Source organism: Planctomycetia bacterium, assembly GCA_021413845.1.
GTDB lineage: Bacteria > Planctomycetota > Planctomycetia > Pirellulales > PNKZ01 > PNKZ01.
Genome location: JAIOPP010000027.1, coordinates 20,493 through 37,360, shown reverse-complemented (window position 1 = coordinate 37,360; position 16,868 = coordinate 20,493). Strand labels below are relative to the sequence as shown.

Here is a 16,868-nt window from a genome sequence, read left to right as displayed (position 1 = left end):
CCGCTGATCCGACTCCCGTGGCGGCGCCCCCTCCAGCCGGCGCCGGAGCTGCTCAGGAACCGTTGCAAGTTACCGCCGACTCTTGGCCGTTGTTCCGGGGTGATGCCCAGGCTCGAGGCGTGGCCGTGTCGCCGCTGCCGGAGAAGCCCGAGGTGCTGTGGAAGAAGACCTTCAAGGATGCCGCGTTCGAAGCCACGGCCGTTATCCAAGATGGAATCATCTACATCGGCACGAACAACAGCGACGCCTCGGGCGACCTGTTGGCTCTCTCGCTCGCCGACGGCGCGGAGAAGTGGAAGTTTCATAGCGATGCCGGATTCAGCTCGGCCGCCGGATTGCGAGGCGGCCGGATCTACGTCGGCAACTTCGAGGGTCGCTGCTATTGTCTCGATGCCGCGGGTAAACCGCTCTGGGGATTCGAAGCCAAGGCCACGATCCACGGCGGCCCAAACTTCTATCGCGACCAAGTTCTGTTTACGTCGGAAGACGGCGCGCTCTACTGCCTCAACGGGGCCGACGGCAAGCTGGTGTGGGAATACAAGATCGACCAGCCGCTTTATTGCGCCCCGACGATCGTCGAGAATCGGGTGTTTCTCGGCGGTTGCGATTCGGCGTTTCACGTCATCGATCTCGATACGGGCAAGGCGGTCGCGGTCGTAGATATCGGCGTGCAGACCGGTAACGCGCCGGCCGTGATCGGCGACCGCGCTTACTTCGGCACGCTCGGCGCCGGCGTGCTCGGAATCGATTGGCGGAAGCCCGAGATCGCTTGGACCTACGTGGCCGGCCGCCGCAAGCAAGAATATAAATCGTCGGCCGCGCTCTCCGAAGGGCTGGTCGTGCTCGGCTGCAACGATCGACAGCTGCGCGGCATCCGGATGGACGACGGCAAAGAAGCGTGGACGTTCGCCGCGAAGGGAAATATCGAATCCTCGCCGGTCGTCGTCGGCTCGCGAGCCTTCGTCGGCTCGAGCGACGGACGCTTATACGCCGTCGATGTGAAAACCGGCGAGCTCGTTTGGGACTACGAGGCGGGCTCCGATATCGTCGCTTCGCCGGCGGTCGCCGCCGGGCGGCTCGTCATCGGCGACATCGACGGACACCTCTACTGCTTCGGCGCGAAATGAAATCAGGGAACACAGGCTCATGACCGTCGAACTCAAGAAAACCGAAGTCGGCAGCTACTTCATCGCCAACTATCCGCCGTTCTCCCAATGGACCGCTGAAGGCGTGGCCGACGTCGAGCAAGCGCTGCATGCGCCGCCCCTCAAGGTGAACGGCGAGTCGACGCCGCTGGGGCTCTATCTGCACATTCCGTTTTGTCGCAAGCGCTGTAAGTTCTGCTACTTCCGCGTCTACACCGACAAGGCCGCGCCGGATGTCGAGCGGTATGTGTCGGCCCTGTCGCGCGAGATCGAGCTCGTCAGCAAGCTCCCCGTCATGGGAGGCCGGCCGTTTCGCTTCGTTTATTTCGGCGGGGGAACGCCGTCGTTCCTCAGTGCCAAGCAACTCACGTCGCTCGTCGATCGGCTCCGCGCCAACATCAATTGGGACAAAGCCGAAGAAGTGACGTTCGAGTGCGAGCCCGGCACGCTGTCGCATAGCAAGCTGCAAACGCTTAAGGAACTCGGCGTGACGCGGTTGAGCCTCGGCGTCGAAAACTTTTCCGATAGCGTGCTCGAAGAAAACGGCCGAGCCCATCTCTCGCCCGAAATCTACAAAGCCTGGGACTGGATCCGCGACGTCGGCTTTCCGAACGTCAACATCGATCTCATTTCCGGCATGGTCGGCGAGACATGGGATCAGTGGCGCGAGACCGTTCGCAAAACGGTCGCACTCGCGCCGGAAAGCGTAACCATCTACCAGATGGAGTTGCCGTTCAACACGACCTACTCGAAAGACATTCTCGGCAACCACGTCGAGACGCCGGTCGCCGATTGGCCGACGAAGCGGGCCTGGGTCACCTACGCTTACGACGAGCTCCTGGCCGCCGGCTACCACGTCTCCAGCGGATATACGCTCGTCAAAGATAAGAACCGCGTCAACTTCAGCTACCGCGACAATCTCTGGCGCGGCTCCGATCTGCTCGCCACCGGTGTCGCGAGCTTCGGGCACGTGTCGGGAGTTCACTATCAGAACTTGCCCGAATGGGAGCAATATCTCACGTCGCTCGAAGCCGGCAAGCTGCCGCTGCATCGCGCGTTGAAGATCACGGAACATCAGAAACTCGTACGCGAAATGATCCTGCAATTGAAGAAGGGTTATCTCGAACTACCGTACTTCCGCAACAAGTTCGGCGTCGACGTCGTCGAACGTTGGCACGATGTTTGGAAAGAATACGAAGGCGAAGGTCTGCTCTCGATCGAGCCCGACCGCGTGAAGCTCACGCGCGATGGGCTGCTCTGCGTCGATGGCTTGCTTCCCGCCTTCTTCGAGCCGGAGATGCAGGGAGTTCGCTACACATGACGGACACGGCGGGAACGACGGGCGATCTCATCTTCATGATGGGAAAGTTCGCAGCGCACGTGCCGACCGATCGCTTGTATGCGAGAAATCACATGTGGGCGCTGCCCCTCGCCAACGAGCAATCCGCCGGCGGGTATCGCTTCGGTTTCTCGGCCTATGCGGTGCGGTTGTTGCAAGATGTGTACTTCTTAGAATGGACGGTCGACGTAGGGACGAACTTACGCGAGAAGCAAGCTTGCGGTGCGATCGAAAGCTCGAAAGCGGAGAGCGAGTTGTATGCTCCGACGACCGGCTGCTTGACCGCGTTCAACGATAAATTATTGAAAGACCCGACCCCGATCAACGTCGACACCTACGGCGACGGTTGGTTGTTCGAAATGACCTGCGAAAGGGCCGGCCTGCTCACTCCCGACAAGTACCTGGAACATCTCGCCGCCGCCTGGCTCATCGCCGAGCGCACGATTAAAGGGCAGATGAACGAGTGACGGCAAATTAGAAACTAAAAACTAGAAACCAGAAGAGAAAGGAAACAGAGACGACGAATCGTGTTCGAGCTTGCGGCCTGCGATCCCTTTTCCCCTTCTAGTTTCTGCCTTCTGGTTTCTGGTTTTTCCATGGCTCGTCCACTCACCGTTGTCGTATCCCAGGGTCAAAGCGCTCAGCCGGCGAAGCGCCGGTTGGAAGAAGAGATCGTCGCGGGGTTGCTGTTCGAGCGCGGCCTGGAAGTCACGGTCGTCCCGCACCTTTACGACCTCACGCCCGACGGCACCGGGATGCTCTGCCTGCAAGGAATCGCGGGGGACATCGTCGTCGTGAGTTGGCTCTTCAGCCGCGGAGCGTTTTGGACCCTCGACCGCAACGGCATCCGAGGTCGTGAAGGCAAGACGCTGCTCGTGAACGAATCGGAAGAGACGGACGACGAAGACGACGCGGAAGCCGATGCGAAGGCGAAGGACGTAAAACCTCGCGTGCTCGAAAGTCGCGATCTGCCGAGTCGCACGATTTGGTGCCTCGATCTCAAAGCACGAGACACGGCCAAGCCGTTCCTCGAAGAGATCGTTCGGATCAAGACCGAGCAAGCGGTGCAGCCGGTCACGCTGTTAGGCATCCTCGGCGGCAACTCCAACACCGCCGCTCCACCAAACGATACCGTCGCATCGCTTGCGGTTTCGCGGACCCTCGAAGCTGCCGAACCGTTACCTCCAGCGCAACCGACGATCGTCGCCGAAGCTCCCGATCGCCGTTGGTATCCGGTGATCGACTACGGCCGCTGCACGAACTGCATGGAGTGCATCGATTTTTGCTTGTTCGGCGTCTACGGCGTCGACAAGGTCGATACGATTCTCGTCGAACAGCCCGACAATTGCCGCAAGGGTTGCCCGGCCTGTAGTCGGGTTTGTCCTGAGAACGCGATCATCTTTCCGCAACACAAGTCGCCGGCGATTGCGGGGAGTCCGGAAGGAGATGCCGGAAGCTTTAAGATCGATCTCTCGAAACTCTTCGGCGCACCGAACGCGCTGGAGCAAGCTGCGCTCGAGCGCGACGTCGAGTTGACGGCGGTAGGCCGCGCGGCCGTCGGTCTGACGGTCGGCATTCCGAAACGTCAACCCGCCAAGTCGGTCGCCCCGAAAGACGATCTCGATAAGCTGATGGACCGCCTCGACGACCTCGATCTCTGATTCAGCTTAGCATCGAAACCGGTTCGTCACTTCGAGTCTTGCAGGCCGACCGCAACCTTCTGCAAAGTCCGCAAGCCGACTTTCGTCGCTGGTTCGGCCATCGAATACGAAGCCATCCATTGCGAGCGGTAGTAACTTTGCTCGCGGCGGCGTTCCCCCTTCGAGCGCAGCCAGCCGGTTAGGCGACTTTTCAGCTTCTTCTGCCACGGCTCGGCCGCTTCCAACGCGCGCAGCCGACTTTGGAACGAGGTCGTGAATCGTCCGATGCCGGTCGCAAACCACTCGGGCACCGGCGCCTTACACGCGACCGCGAAGACCGTGTGCGGAAAACTATCGACTCCTTGCCAGCCGACGAGCGTCGCGGAGAGAGGTGCTAACAGGCTTTGCAGACACGACGGCGTAAGCCGCCAATAATCGTCGGGATGGTTGTGGAGATAGAAGTTGAACGGGGTGCTGATCAGCAGCACGCCTCCCGGCGCGAGAACGCGCATCAGTTCATCGGCCGCACGTCGAACTTCGAACACGTGCTCCAGGGTTTCGACGCAGACGATCGTCGATGCCGAATTGTCGGGCAGCGTGAGGCTCCCCAAGTCTTCGATCCGATCGACCCCCGGCCCCGCGCGCATATCGCAACCGACGTACTTGCGGCCCGGAAACAGGGACCGTAGATCGCCGATTCGCTCTTGGCCCGGCACGATGTACGAGCCGAACTCATAGACCGTTCCGACGGTCGGAAAGCTTTCGGCGGCGGAAGCGACGAACGAGCGAATGTTATCGCGCATGGGACATCTCACGATGAGCGGTAAGTCGGAAACGAGCGTGATCCGAGGCGAGCCGTACCTCGTCGTTGTCTTGAGCGGTGCGATGAAACAGAAGTACATCGTGATCGCAGCGGCCCCGAGCGTCGGGGAAGCAAACGTCTGCGCGGTCGGCCGAGCCGAGCACCGCGCGGAGCGACTCGCCGCGGCGACTCTCGGCTTCTAGATCGATACGATCGACTAAGACGTATCGCAGTTGTCGGTCGACGAGTGCTTTTTCGGCGGCGTCGAACCGATAGGTCGGACGACCGGTGAAGAGCGCGGTCCAGCCATGTTGATCGAGTACGGTCCCTTCGACCGCCGCGCTCGAACGAAGCCAATCGGCTGCGCGGCGATGCGCCGTGTGCGTGCCATGCAGCGGACGCAACGTGACGAGCACGCACGCGCCGGCGAGAGCCGTAGTGAGGCCGCGCGCGATGCCGCGTGTATCGCTATCGGCGAAGAACCGCGTTCGCAATTGCTGCCCGATCGCGACCAGCCCGGCAGAGGCATAAGGAAGCATCGCCAAGACCGGCAACAAGAAATGCCTGCTCGCGATGTAGCCTTGCCGCGCGGCGAAAATAAATGCGACTAGGCAAAAGATCGCCGTAAATAAACCGAGCAACGAGAACGACGGATGCAACTTGCGGTGACGGAGCGCTCCTATGCCGATCACGGCCAACGGCAGCACGAAGTAGCCGCCGGCCTGAAGGAATTCTCCACAGTAAGCAAGGGTGACGGCCCAGATGTTTTGTAGCCGAATGCTTCGCGAGCGATCCTTTCGTCCGAACAATAGCGGCTTCTCGTCTTGATAGAGCGGCGCAGCTTCCGCTGACTCCGTCTCCGAAGAAATCCGGTCATCGCTCACGCTGTTCCGGTTCAACGGTCGTTCTGAGGAAGCCGTCGCACCGCCGCGCAAACGCTCCGCGATCTCCGTCGCTCCGGTAACTCCGCTCGCGACGTAAGGAACTAAGCATACGAGACAACCGCAGGCGAAAGCCGCCGAGTAGCGCCAGCGAGCGCCGAGCACAGGCACCGTAGCGAGCGCCACCGCGCCCGCGATGACCAGCGCCTCGGCACGGCAAAGCAGCGCCGCCCCGACCAGCGCTCCACTCAGCAGCGACCACGCGCAAGCACTCCGGCCGACGCGCTCGCTCGCAACGACGAGAGCCCACAAGCTCCACGCGGCCAAGCAAAGATGCAAGCTATCGCTGATCCCATCGGCCCCCAAACGAGACGACGCGGGAAGCACGCAAAAGAGAATCGCCGCGAGCAGCCCCGCCTCACGACCGACCAGCCGCCACGACAGCAGACCAACCGGGACGACGGCGAGTAGCAACGGCAGCGCCGCAGCGACTTGCGCGGCTCGCCCCCAGGCTGCGTCGTCGAGTAAGCCGACGCCGGTGAGTGCTGCGTGGGTCGCATAGAGCAGGAGGGGAAACAACGGCGCGACGGGCTGACTGCGTATGGTCGCCGCCGCTCCGTCGAACTGGATCTGTTGCGCGATGCCGACGAACTCGACGGCGTCCTGTGCAGGCAGCGGCGCATGCGCAATCAGCCGCCACTGCTGAGCCAAGCTCAGGAGCATGAGCAGCGCAAGGATCGAAGCGCGCGATAGCATGTCTGTCGGACGACGAAAGGAGAAAAGAATGGCGGTGCGGAAGCGTAAACCTCTCCGTCGGCATGGTCAACGTGAGTTGCCGGCGCGTGATGTCTACATAGGTCTTTATGCACGAATGCAAGCAGTGCCGGCGGTATTTTCGAAACCCGGAAGAGCCCGACTGACGTTCGCACCTGGAAAAGCCGAAATGAGCTATACACGGATCAGGGATGGTCCCGGTGATCTAGAAGGACGTCTTCGTTTGCGCATCGCCTGCGTGTGGGGTGAAGATGCGCCTACAGGGAAAGTCGAGCGAGAGCTCGCCTTCGCGTGAACGCGCATGTTGGGAAGCGGCCGATCGTCCGACGACCGTCGTCGTCGTTTATTGACGGATGAAAACATCGCCGGCGGCACGAAGGCCTCAAGCGCCGACGGCCCTGACGATGCCGAGCCGACCCGCGCCGCACGCAATGTCGTCAAATCTTCGAATCGCTACGGAGCTACGGCGCGCATGGAACGGCAAAATCGTGTCACCGATCTCCTGCCGCAATCCTACGGCATGCTCGCGCTCGCGTTTTTCGTCGGCGTGCTGTTCATCGCAGGGCTGGAAGCCGGTTATTACTATTTGCCGTTGCTATCTGCACACTCCGCCTCCGGACGGATCGACGCGCTGAACCTGTCGGGCGAAGGAAGCCTCGCGGCGTGGTTCTCGACGACGACCCTCTCGCTCGCGGCCTTCGCGGCGTGGGTCGTTTATTCCGTTCGCAAACATCGGGCCGACGACTACCACGGCCGCTACCGAGTGTGGCTCGGTGCGGCGTTGGCGTGGTTGTTTCTCGGCGTCGATGAATCGGCGAGCCTGCACGAAGCGTTTCGCGATCTGATGATCGGCACGACGGGCCAACACGGCTTCGGCGACGGTTCCATCTGGTGGATCGGCGCGTATGGCCTGGTGCTCACGGTCGTCGGCGTCCGGTTGCTGCTCGATATGCGCGAATGCCGTACGTCGACCGTGGCGCTCGGCCTGACGGCGGTTTGCTACGTGGCGACGACGGTCGTCGTGTTGAACGTCGAACGAGGCTGGCTGCCGCACTTGCCGAACACGTATACCGTGATGCTTAAAGAAGGCATGGAGATGGTCGGCAATCTGTTCTTGCTTACGTCGATGCTCGTGCATGCTCGCTACGTGATCCTCGAAGCGCAAGGCGAGATTACGCCGCGGGCCGTGAAGCCGAAGAAAGAGAAGCCGAAGACCGTCGTCAAAGCCGAAGCCGGCAAAGCGGAAAAAGTCGAGACTGCCAAAGCGACCGCCGAAGCGAAACCCTCGGGCGGCCTCGGCGGTTGGTTCCGCCGCGCGAAGATCGATCCGCCGCATAAGACCCCCACTGCGCCGGCGCGCAAAACCAGCGATTTAGACACCGCGCCGAAAGCGGAGAAGGTTGCGTCGTCGTCGGCATTTCGCTCGCGCGACGAAGCCGCGGCCGAAGCTTCCGTCAATCGGTTTAAGAAAGTGAAGACCGACTTCGCCGCCGATCTCGACGAGGACGACGATGAAGAACGGGGCGACAATCGCAAGCTCAGCAAGGCCGATCGCAAGGCGCTGCGCCGGCAGAAGGAATCGGAACGTCGCGGCTACGGCGACTAAAGTTGTAGGCACGCTCCGCGTGCCGTAACCACACGCGCCAATGGAGCGCATGCTGGGAGCCGATCCGCGCTCTTCGCTGCAGTGCGACGGGTGGCGGACGGCACGTGGAACGTGCCTGCTACTTTGGGCTTCACGGCACCCCGCTCGCCAAGTTTCCGGTTGCGCATTAAGCTAAGCATTCGGATTGCCCTGCTATTCGCTTCGCTTAGGTCTCGCACGTTATGACGGTACGCACTCGCTTCGCTCCCAGCCCGACCGGTTATTTGCACATCGGCGGCGTCCGCACGGCGCTGTTCAACTGGCTCTTCGCGCGCCGCCACGGCGGGCAGTTCTTGCTGCGCATCGACGACACGGACCAAGAGCGTAACGTCGAAGCGGCCCTGGCGCCGATCTTACACGGCTTCCGCTGGCTCGGGCTCGATTGGGACGAAGGACCGGAAGTCGGCGGCAAGCACGCACCGTATTATCAATCGCAACGTTTGCCGCGCTACCAAGACGCCGCGAAGAAGCTGCTCGCCTCGGGCCACGCCTATCGCGACTTCGCCACGCCCGACGAGCTGAAAGCGGAACGCGACGCGGCCGAAGCCGAGAAGCGGCCGTATACCTACAGTCGCCGGTGGATGGCCGAAACCGAGGCCCAAGCGAAGGCGTATGAGGCGGAAGGCCGGCTCGGCGTCGTCCGGTTGAAGATGCCCCGCGAAGGTTCGCTGCTGATCCCCGATCTCGTGCGCGGCGATGTGACGTTCGAGTGGTCGCGCGAACAAGACCACGTCGTCCAACGGGCCGACGGCACGTGCCTTTATCACTTAGCAAGTGTCGTCGACGATTTCGATTTCGAGATCTCGCACGTCATTCGGGCCGAAGAACACCTCTCGAACACGCCACGCCAAATTTTTATTGCGCAGTCGCTCGGATACCCGCTGCCGCAGTACGCGCATCTGCCGTACGTGGCCGAGCCGGGGAGCAAGAACAAGCTGAGCAAGCGGAAGATCGCGCAGTATCTCAAGAACCCCGACTTCAAGAAGGTGAACGAACACGGCAACGTCATCGCGCAAGCGATGGGGCTCACGACGAACGCCGATACGTTCAATCCGGTGATCGTCGACTTTTACGAGCAGGTCGGGTATCTGCCCGACGCGATCTTGAACTACTTAGTGCTGCTCGGCTGGTCGCTCGACGATAAGACCGAGTTTTTCACGCGCGATGAGATGATCGCGAACTTCACGCTCGAGCGCGTCACAAAAGCGCCGGCGAGCTTCGACCCGAAAAAGCTGTGGTCGTTCCAAGACCATTATATGCAGCAGTTTCCGATCAAGCAGAAGGTGGCGAAGGTGCTGCCGTACCTGCAACGAGCCGGCTTCATCACCACGCCGCCGTCCTGCGACACCGCGCCGATCTTGACGAAGATCCTCGAAGCGGCCGGCAACCGCGTGAAAACATTCGGCGACATTTTGGATTACACCAATTTCTTCACCGCCGACGAGCAACTCACGTACGACGAGCCGGCCTTCGACAAGAGCATCCGTGCGCCGGGGGCCGTCGAACTGCTGACGAAATACAGCTCGCAGCTCGCCACGGTCGAACCGTACGAAGTCGCCCCACTGGAAGCATTCACGCAAGCGTTTATCGCGGCGGAAGGAAAAAAAATCGGCGAGCTGATCCACCCGTTACGCGTGGCACTGACGGGCAAAGGAGTCGGCCTTGGGCTATTCGACACGCTAGTGATCTTGGGGCGCGAGCGGTCGCAAAAACGGATTGAGTTGGCGATTAAACGGATCTAGAGTTGGCGCAGACGGGCTTTCGCTGTGGCAAGCGAGAGAAACAGCGGATAAAATAGAGACGGAAAGGGGACATGAGCCCATGACTCTCACGGAAGCCTATCTTCAGCCGTTGGCAGCTTGCTTTACACCCGACGTCGCGCGGCGGATCATAGATTTCCGTCCGGACGTTTCCGCGGAGTCTCGCTTGACGGAACTGCGCGTCAAGGCGAACGAAGGGACTCTTACGAATAACGAACTAGCGGAATACGAGGAGTTCGTCGACACGCTCGACTTCGTCGCTGCGCTGAAAGTGCAAGCGAGGCGCACGTTAGATTCGAAAGTCGATTGAATGGATGCCGCTGCACGCAGCTCGGTTCGCGAACGTGCCGGCGGCCGTTGTGAATACTGCTTGCTGCCTGAGTCGGCCCTCGAGCAGACTTTCCACATCGAACATATCACGGCGAAGCAGCATGGCGGCGACGACCAACTCACGAATCTTGCGCTAGCCTGTGATCGATGTAACCTCTACAAGGGACCGAACCTTTCGGCCGTTGATCCCCAGAGTCTTCAAGTCGTTCTGCTGTTCCATCCTCGAAGAGAAGAGTGGACCGAGCATTTTCGCCTGAATGGCGCTTTCATCGAGGGGCTGTCGCCCGTCGGTAGAGCGACGGTGCATTTACTACGAATGAATGCGCCCATCCGATTGCGAATGCGCGAACAATGGAATGCCATTGCGCCCCCCGACGCTCAAGCATGAATGAGACCCTGGTCGGTTTGGCGTTCGCGAATCGTTCGTTTGCGTTTACAATGCGGGCCGTTTTAATGCCGTAAACCGCTGGTTTTGTAATTGCTATGTCGAACGAAGAACCACGTCCGATTTCGACCGATTTTATTCGGACGATCATCAACGAAGACAACGCCTCGGGAAAGCATGCCGGGCGGGTGCAGACTCGGTTTCCTCCGGAGCCGAACGGCTACCTCCATATCGGGCATGCGAAGAGCATCTGCCTGAATTTCGGCATCGCCCGCGATTACAACGGCAAGTGCAACCTGCGGTTCGACGATACGAACCCGGCGAAGGAAGAGCAGGAATACGTCGACTCGATCATGGAAGACGTCCGCTGGCTCGGCTTCGAGTGGGACGAGCTTCACTTCGCTTCCGACTACTTCCAGCAGCTCTACGATTGGGCCGTGCAGATGATCCGCGACGGCAAGGCCTACGTCTGCGATCTCACGGGCGATCAAGTGCGCGAGACGCGCGGCACGCTCAGTGAGCCGGGCAAGAACAGCCCATATCGCGATCGGACTCCGGCCGAGAACCTCGACTTGTTCGAGCGGATGAAAGCCGGCGAGTTCGCCGACGGCGCGCGCACGCTCCGCGCGAAGATCGACATGAATTCGCCGAACTTCAACCTGCGCGATCCGGTGATGTACCGCATCCTGCACGCCGAGCATCATCGAACCGGCGATGCTTGGTGCATCTATCCGATGTACGACTATACGCACGGCGAGAGCGACTCGATCGAGCGCATTACGCACTCGATCTGCACGCTCGAGTTCGAGAACCATCGCCCGCTCTATGAGTGGTACATCGACGCGATCGGCATCTTCAAGCCGCAGCAAATCGAGTTTGCGCGTTTGAACCTGACGTATATGGTGATGAGCAAGCGGAAGCTCTTGGAGCTCGTACGCGACGGCCATGTAAGCGGTTGGAACGATCCGCGCATGCCGACGCTCGCGGGCATTCGACGCCGCGGCTATACGCCCGAGGCGATGCGTGCGTTCTGCGTGCAGATCGGCGTGTCGAAGTACGACGGCGTGATCGAGATCAATGTGTTGGAGAATGCGGTTCGCGAGCATTTGAACAAGACCGCGCCGCGCGTCATGGCGGTGCTGCATCCGTTGAAGGTCGTGATTACGAACTATCCGGAAGGCCAGACGGAGATGCTCAGCGCGGTGAACAACCCGGACGATCCTGCGGCCGGGACGCGCGAAGTGCCGTTTTCGCGGGAGCTGTATGTCGAACAAGACGACTTCCGCGAAGTGGCGCCGAAGAAATACTATCGCCTCACGCCGGGCCAAGAAGTTCGGCTCCGGTGGGGCTATTTGGTCCGCTGCACCGACGTCGTGAAAGATCCCGCGACGGGCGAAGTCACCGAGATCCATTGCACGTATGACCCCGCGACGCGCGGCGGCAACGCACCCGACGGCCGGAAGGTGCAAGGAACGATCCATTGGGTCTCGGCCGCGCACGCGCTGAGCGCCGAAGTGCGGTTGTACGATCACCTCTTCAAGGTTCCGGCACCCGAGGATGTGAAGCCGGGCGTCGATTACAAGACGAACCTCAATCCCGACTCACTCGTCACGCTCCCCGATTGCAAACTCGAACCGAGCTTGGCGACCGCCGTGCCGGGCACACGCGTGCAGTTCGAGCGCGTCGGCTACTTCTGCGTCGACACGGTCGACTCGCAGCCGGGCAAGCCGGTGTTCAACCGAACGGTAGCGCTCCGCGATTCGTGGGGGAAGATCGAGAAGAAAGGGTAGACGAATTCCAGTCGTCCGTTCAATAGCCCCAGGTGCATACCTGGGGGCTCTCCGCGCGATCGCGCTTCACGACTCCTTCGTCTTCGCGATGTCGAATTACGCAGCGTCGTTTTGCCGGGGGTATCCACCCCCGGCTATGGATCGGAGCGTTGTGCGTTGCGAAGTTGGTTCGCGCATCGATGCGAAGAGAGTGACGGCACGCGGAGCGTGCCTACAACGATAATTCGCGAAGTAGTTTGCGGGGCACGCCGATATCGACAATGTGGACTTGGCCGAGATACTCTTGCGCCGTTGCTTCGCGGAACCCTATCTTGCGGGCGACGAACGTCAGCGTGTGTGTCGCGCGAACCGTATGCGCAGATGGTCGGCCGGTGTCGCAGTCGAGGCCGCTGGGGATGTCGAGTGCGATCTTCGGCGCGGTGTGGGAATTGAGCGTGTCGATGACGTGATCGAGTGGCGGGCGAGGGTCGCCGTGCGAGCCGGTGCCGAGCAGCGCATCGACGAGGATCCCGGTACCGGAAAGCGAGGCTTGGAGTCGCGCGATATCGAACGTCCTATCCGCAACGGCGGCGAAGACTTCGATCGGCAGCCCTGCGCGACGGGCGATCTCGTAGTTCGCGGCGGCGTCCCCCGTGAGCTTGGCGGGATCGCAGAACAGCAGCACGCTTACGGGAATCTCGCGATTGTTCAAGTGCCGCGCGATCACGAAGCCGTCGCCGCCGTTGTTTCCCTTGCCGCAGCAGATCGCGATCGGGCCCGAGGTGCGGAGTTCGTTCGCGTATAAGTCACGAATGATTTCGGCTGCTCCGCGGCCGGCGTTCTCCATCAGTACGAGCCCGGTCATTCCGTAGCGTTCGATCGCGAGCACGTCGACTTGGCGTGCTTGTTCGCGCGTGAGGATGAGTTCGGGCATGATTGCAGTTTGTCGGGCGATGTTGCGGGCTCGCGAACTCGCAAGCGAGGAACGGTCTGTTGCGGCTGCTCGAACCTCTGGCGACGATTGCCTTCATTGCAAAAGAATACGCGTGGCAGTTCAACGAAAAAAGGGGCGTCGATCTTTGCGATCGACGCCCCTCGAAAGTCGTTTAGGCAGGCCTTGCTATTCCGCTTACGGGAAGAGGAAGATCGCACCCGACACGGCAGCCGCTTCGGCCGCGATGGCTCGTCCGCTGATCGGAATCGGCGGCACGATATAAGGAGCACAACTCCCCGGGCGATAGTAGCCGAGGGCGTATTTGCATTCCCACGGCGGGTTCAGGCCCATCTTGTACGGCAGGAGCGGAAGCGTGGCGAAAAAGTGGGCACCGCTGACGATCGGCTGCGAGATCGGGCCGGTCGAATGGCCGTAGCGTTCGAGCGCCACTTCTTCAAAGTAGAGCGGCTTGTGACACAGTCCGGAGGCTTTCCATGTATAGGTCGTCGCCAGCCAATTGCGATTCATCGGCCCGATCACGGTCTCGTCGAAGTAGCACTCGCGAGGCAAGTCGCCTTGCGAGGCGGCGATGACGTTCGAGATCTTAGAGATCGGTTTCAGGTCGCTCAGCTTCGGGCACTCTTCTTGTTGAAAGCCGCCGTTGATGATCGCCAATTGGTCGGCTCTCGGCAGGGGCGGAACCGTCGCGTTGCTATTCAGCGGCGACTTCGGCTCAGTGGTGAGCAGGCGCGGCGCCGGGGCTGTCGGTTTGGCATCGCCGAACGGGTCGGCAAGCGGATTCGCGAGCGGGTTCGTCGCTTGCGTCAGCCGGATCTGGTTGTCGCGACGTAATTCGGGCGCACGTTTGGCTTCGGGCTCGCTCGATTTGGCAGTGATCGGCTTCGCATCGGCAGCGGCTTCGAGTTGCTTCGGTTCGGCCGGCGTCGCTTCCACCGCAGCGGCTTCGTCGACCGTCGGGCTGGATGCCGAAGCTCGACTGCCGGCGGCGCGCCACTTGAGCGACGATCCGTTCGGCGACTTGCCGGAAGGGCGGCTCGTCGAGCGGGTCGGTTCCGCTCCGTCGGCCGTCGAGGTGAAGTAATAAAGCAGCGGGATCAGCCCGATGACGATGGCAAACGCGAGAGTCGCGGTGCGTCGATATTCCTGGTTCCGCTCGAGGGACTGTTCGATGTCGGCCGAAGGGAAACGTTCGGGTACGACATCCAACGGCGGACGGCCGTTAGGCTCCGTCGCCCGTGGCGCGCTCCGTACTATAGTTCGGCGACTCTTGTGTAATCGCGATGTCATGTGGGTGGCTCTCCCGAACGCTGGCTGCTGAGACTTGAATGAACCGCGCGTTGGTGCGCAGCTCGTCGATATTCCTCGTTCCGCAATAGCCCATTCCGGCCCTGAGGCCGCCGACGAGCTGATAGACGAAACCGCTCAAATTGCCTTTGAACGGGACACGACCTTCGACCCCTTCGGGAACGAATTTGTTCGTGCCTCGCTCACTACTTCCTTGTCTGTAGCGCTCGCTGGAGCCTTTAACCATCGCTCCGAGCGAACCCATTCCTCGATACTGTTTGAATGTTCGGCCTTGGAAGAGAATCGTGTCGCCGGGACTTTCATCCAAGCCTGCGAAGAGCCCGCCGATCATGCAACAACTGGCACCGGCGGCGATGGCTTTCGTGATGTCTCCCGAGTAGCGAATTCCTCCGTCGGCGATGACCGGCACTCCCGCGGCCTTGGCGGCTTGCGTAGCGCGGAAGATCGCCGTGATTTGCGGCACGCCGACACCGGAGATGACGCGCGTCGTACAGATCGAACCGGGACCGATTCCGACTTTCACGGCATCGGCACCTGCGCGGATCAGATCGAGCGCACCTTCTTCGGTAGCGACATTGCCGGCAACGACGTCAATGTCCCATTGCTTCTTGATCGAGCGGATCGTTTCCAACACGTTCGAGGAGTGCCCGTGGGCACTATCGACGATCAGGACATCGACCCCCTTGGCGATCAGACCGGCGACTCGCTCCGTTTCGTAAACACCGACGGCGGCTCCGACGCGAAGTCTTCCCAGCTTATCTTTGCAAGCATTCGGGAAACGGCGGAGCTTATCGATGTCTTTGATCGTAATAAGGCCGGTCAGTTTGTAGTTTTCGTCAACCAGTAAAAGTTTCTCGACCTTATTTACCATCAAAATCTTTTCAGCTTGCTCAAGCGTTACGGTCCCCGTAGCCGTTACGAGCTGATTTTTGCTCATTACCTCAAGAATCGGGGTGTCGTCGTTCTCGAGAAAACGAAGGTCGCGGCGCGTAAGAATTCCGACGAGCCGGCCGCCGGCTTCGGTGATCGGCACGCCCGAAACGTTAAACTGCGCCATGGTTTCGCGCGCCTTGCGCACCGTATCGGTCGGCGGCAGCGTCACCGGGTCGACGATGATGCCGTTGGCGGAACGCTTCACCTTGTCGACTTCGTCGGTCTGGCGCTCGATCGACATATTCTTGTGAATGACGCCGAGGCCCCCTTCCTGAGCCAAGGCGATCGCCATCTCGCTCTCGGTAACGGTGTCCATCGGCGAGCTGACGAGCGGGATATTGAGCTCGATCCGCTTCGTCAGTCGGGTCTTCACGCTGCAATCCGCCGGCACGACTTCGCTATAAGCCGGCTCCAGCAGAACGTCGTCGAAAGTGATGCCTTGGTACTTGATGAGCTCTTGCATGGTTCGACAAACTCGCAAACGGCGGTTTTGGGTAATCCCGTATTATCGGGAAGAAAGCAGGATTGGCAAATGGGTTGAAGGAAGGGTCGGGGGTCAGGGGTCGGGGGTCAGATAGGAAGTCTCTCGCGGCGTGATACTTCAACGCCTGTCGAAGCGCAAACGCTCGGAGCGCAAAGAGATATCACTACGAAGCACGCTCCCATCGATAGCCGCGGATGAATATCCGCGGATGGGCGACTTCTCGAGGGCCACGATGTCGGGGTGCCGGGGATATTCATCCCCGGCTATTGAAGGAGGCACGCTTTGCGAGCGAACGCTTGGCGATCGCACTCTGCGCGAGGCGCCGCTTAGTGCGATGTCGCCTTGAGGCCCACGAGCGCGACGATCATGAGCGCCAGGAACGCCAATCGCGCGGTGCCGGCTGGTTCGTTGAGCAGCACGATCCCGAGGATCGCCGTGCCGACCGCTCCGATGCCGACCCAGACGGCGTAGGCGGTGCCGATGGGAAGCGTTCGCGCGGCGACCGAGAGCAGGAACATGCTCAGGCCGATGCCGAGGATCGTGAGAAGCGACGGTATCGGCTTCGTGAAGCCCTCGGTGTACTTGAGCCCGATCGCCCACCCGACTTCGAGGAGGCCGGCGATGATCAGGAGGAACCAAGCCATGGGGGAAAGTCAGAAGTTAAAATGCAGAATGCAAAAGTGAGAAATGGAGATCGTAACAGGCAAAGCAGCTCCGTCGT

At 60.8% G+C, this 16,868-nt stretch carries 15 protein-coding genes; 9 read left to right on the top strand and 6 right to left on the bottom strand.

Translation table 11 applies throughout. The annotated features are described in order from the left end of the window. The first annotated feature begins 17 nt into the window (after positions 1-17). The 4 genes from K8U03_06355 to K8U03_06340 all read left to right on the top strand — a co-directional run bounded on the left by K8U03_06355 (position 18) and on the right by K8U03_06340 (position 4,145). Positions 18-1,127 carry a PQQ-binding-like beta-propeller repeat protein gene (locus tag K8U03_06355; protein ID MCE9604513.1) on the top strand — a complete coding sequence of 370 codons (1,110 nt, stop codon included), beginning with the start codon at positions 18-20 and terminating at the stop codon, positions 1,125-1,127. A 19-nt stretch (positions 1,128-1,146) separates the two neighbouring features. Beyond that, entirely contained in the window at positions 1,147-2,466 is a 1,320-nt protein-coding gene (locus K8U03_06350; GenBank protein ID MCE9604512.1) for a coproporphyrinogen III oxidase family protein, read from the top strand. Continuing rightward, a complete protein-coding gene (locus K8U03_06345) occupies positions 2,463-2,951 on the top strand; it encodes a glycine cleavage system protein H (GenBank protein MCE9604511.1) in 489 nt (162 codons plus the stop codon). The genes K8U03_06350 and K8U03_06345 overlap by 4 nt, the downstream gene beginning before the upstream one ends. Before the next feature lie 129 nt (positions 2,952-3,080). After that, positions 3,081-4,145, top strand: a complete 1,065-nt coding sequence (locus K8U03_06340) for a ferredoxin family protein (GenBank protein ID MCE9604510.1) — start codon at positions 3,081-3,083, stop codon at positions 4,143-4,145. Between the two features lie 26 nt (positions 4,146-4,171). Here K8U03_06340 and K8U03_06335 read toward each other — a convergent pair whose 3' ends face one another. Together K8U03_06335 and K8U03_06330 are read right to left on the bottom strand one after the other, a co-directional pair. Further along, positions 4,172-4,927, bottom strand: a complete 756-nt coding sequence (locus K8U03_06335) for a class I SAM-dependent methyltransferase (protein ID MCE9604509.1) — start codon at positions 4,925-4,927, stop codon at positions 4,172-4,174. Continuing rightward, a complete protein-coding gene (locus K8U03_06330; GenBank protein MCE9604508.1) occupies positions 4,917-6,563 on the bottom strand; it encodes a glycosyltransferase family 39 protein in 1,647 nt (548 codons plus the stop codon). The genes K8U03_06335 and K8U03_06330 overlap by 11 nt, the downstream gene beginning before the upstream one ends. Positions 6,564-6,882: 319 nt before the next feature. Between K8U03_06330 and K8U03_06325 the strand changes: the two genes are divergently transcribed. The 5 genes from K8U03_06325 (at position 6,883) to K8U03_06305 (ending at position 12,491) form a co-directional block, all read left to right on the top strand. Further along, positions 6,883-8,187, top strand: a complete 1,305-nt coding sequence (locus tag K8U03_06325) for a hypothetical protein (GenBank protein MCE9604507.1) — start codon at positions 6,883-6,885, stop codon at positions 8,185-8,187. Between the two features lie 221 nt (positions 8,188-8,408). Continuing rightward, the gene (gltX, locus tag K8U03_06320) at positions 8,409-9,968 is read left to right on the top strand and encodes a glutamate--tRNA ligase (GenBank protein MCE9604506.1); all 1,560 of its coding nucleotides are present in this window, start codon (positions 8,409-8,411) and stop codon (positions 9,966-9,968) included. 79 nt (positions 9,969-10,047) lie between these two features. Further along, positions 10,048-10,296: a hypothetical protein gene (locus tag K8U03_06315; GenBank protein MCE9604505.1), complete on the top strand. Its 249-nt coding sequence runs from the start codon at positions 10,048-10,050 to the stop codon at positions 10,294-10,296. Next, positions 10,297-10,704 carry an HNH endonuclease gene (locus tag K8U03_06310; protein ID MCE9604504.1) on the top strand — a complete coding sequence of 136 codons (408 nt, stop codon included), beginning with the start codon at positions 10,297-10,299 and terminating at the stop codon, positions 10,702-10,704. A gap of 95 nt (positions 10,705-10,799) precedes the next feature. After that, positions 10,800-12,491, top strand: coding sequence for a glutamine--tRNA ligase/YqeY domain fusion protein (locus K8U03_06305; GenBank protein ID MCE9604503.1), 1,692 nt, complete (start codon positions 10,800-10,802; stop codon positions 12,489-12,491). A 211-nt stretch (positions 12,492-12,702) separates the two neighbouring features. Here K8U03_06305 and K8U03_06300 read toward each other — a convergent pair whose 3' ends face one another. From K8U03_06300 to sugE, 4 genes are all read right to left on the bottom strand, one after another. After that, positions 12,703-13,404, bottom strand: coding sequence for an NAD(P)H-hydrate epimerase (locus K8U03_06300; protein ID MCE9604502.1), 702 nt, complete (start codon positions 13,402-13,404; stop codon positions 12,703-12,705). Positions 13,405-13,599: 195 nt separating this feature from the next. Further along, positions 13,600-14,631 carry a hypothetical protein gene (locus K8U03_06295; GenBank protein MCE9604501.1) on the bottom strand — a complete coding sequence of 344 codons (1,032 nt, stop codon included), beginning with the start codon at positions 14,629-14,631 and terminating at the stop codon, positions 13,600-13,602. A gap of 13 nt (positions 14,632-14,644) precedes the next feature. Next, on the bottom strand, positions 14,645-16,126 hold the full coding sequence (gene guaB, locus K8U03_06290; protein MCE9604500.1) for an IMP dehydrogenase: 1,482 nt from the start codon (positions 16,124-16,126) through the stop codon (positions 14,645-14,647). Positions 16,127-16,473: 347 nt separating this feature from the next. Then, a complete protein-coding gene (gene sugE, locus K8U03_06285) occupies positions 16,474-16,791 on the bottom strand; it encodes a quaternary ammonium compound efflux SMR transporter SugE (GenBank protein ID MCE9604499.1) in 318 nt (105 codons plus the stop codon). Between the last annotated feature and the right edge of the window lie 77 nt (positions 16,792-16,868).

What these genes read in the sequence shown, in the direction of transcription:
- guaB (MCE9604500.1), bottom strand. Translation starts at nt 16,126, where the DNA reads ATGCAAGAGCTCATCAAGTACCAAGGCATCACTTTCGACGACGTTCTG.
- K8U03_06345 (MCE9604511.1), top strand. Translation starts at nt 2,463, where the DNA reads ATGACGGACACGGCGGGAACGACGGGCGATCTCATCTTCATGATGGGA.
- K8U03_06335 (MCE9604509.1), bottom strand. Translation starts at nt 4,927, where the DNA reads ATGCGCGATAACATTCGCTCGTTCGTCGCTTCCGCCGCCGAAAGCTTT.
- K8U03_06350 (MCE9604512.1), top strand. Translation starts at nt 1,147, where the DNA reads ATGACCGTCGAACTCAAGAAAACCGAAGTCGGCAGCTACTTCATCGCC.
- gltX (MCE9604506.1), top strand. Translation starts at nt 8,409, where the DNA reads ATGACGGTACGCACTCGCTTCGCTCCCAGCCCGACCGGTTATTTGCAC.
- K8U03_06330 (MCE9604508.1), bottom strand. Translation starts at nt 6,563, where the DNA reads ATGCTATCGCGCGCTTCGATCCTTGCGCTGCTCATGCTCCTGAGCTTG.
- K8U03_06300 (MCE9604502.1), bottom strand. Translation starts at nt 13,404, where the DNA reads ATGCCCGAACTCATCCTCACGCGCGAACAAGCACGCCAAGTCGACGTG.
- K8U03_06310 (MCE9604504.1), top strand. Translation starts at nt 10,297, where the DNA reads ATGGATGCCGCTGCACGCAGCTCGGTTCGCGAACGTGCCGGCGGCCGT.
- K8U03_06325 (MCE9604507.1), top strand. Translation starts at nt 6,883, where the DNA reads ATGTTGGGAAGCGGCCGATCGTCCGACGACCGTCGTCGTCGTTTATTG.
- sugE (MCE9604499.1), bottom strand. Translation starts at nt 16,791, where the DNA reads ATGGCTTGGTTCCTCCTGATCATCGCCGGCCTCCTCGAAGTCGGGTGG.
- K8U03_06340 (MCE9604510.1), top strand. Translation starts at nt 3,081, where the DNA reads ATGGCTCGTCCACTCACCGTTGTCGTATCCCAGGGTCAAAGCGCTCAG.
- K8U03_06315 (MCE9604505.1), top strand. Translation starts at nt 10,048, where the DNA reads ATGACTCTCACGGAAGCCTATCTTCAGCCGTTGGCAGCTTGCTTTACA.
- K8U03_06305 (MCE9604503.1), top strand. Translation starts at nt 10,800, where the DNA reads ATGTCGAACGAAGAACCACGTCCGATTTCGACCGATTTTATTCGGACG.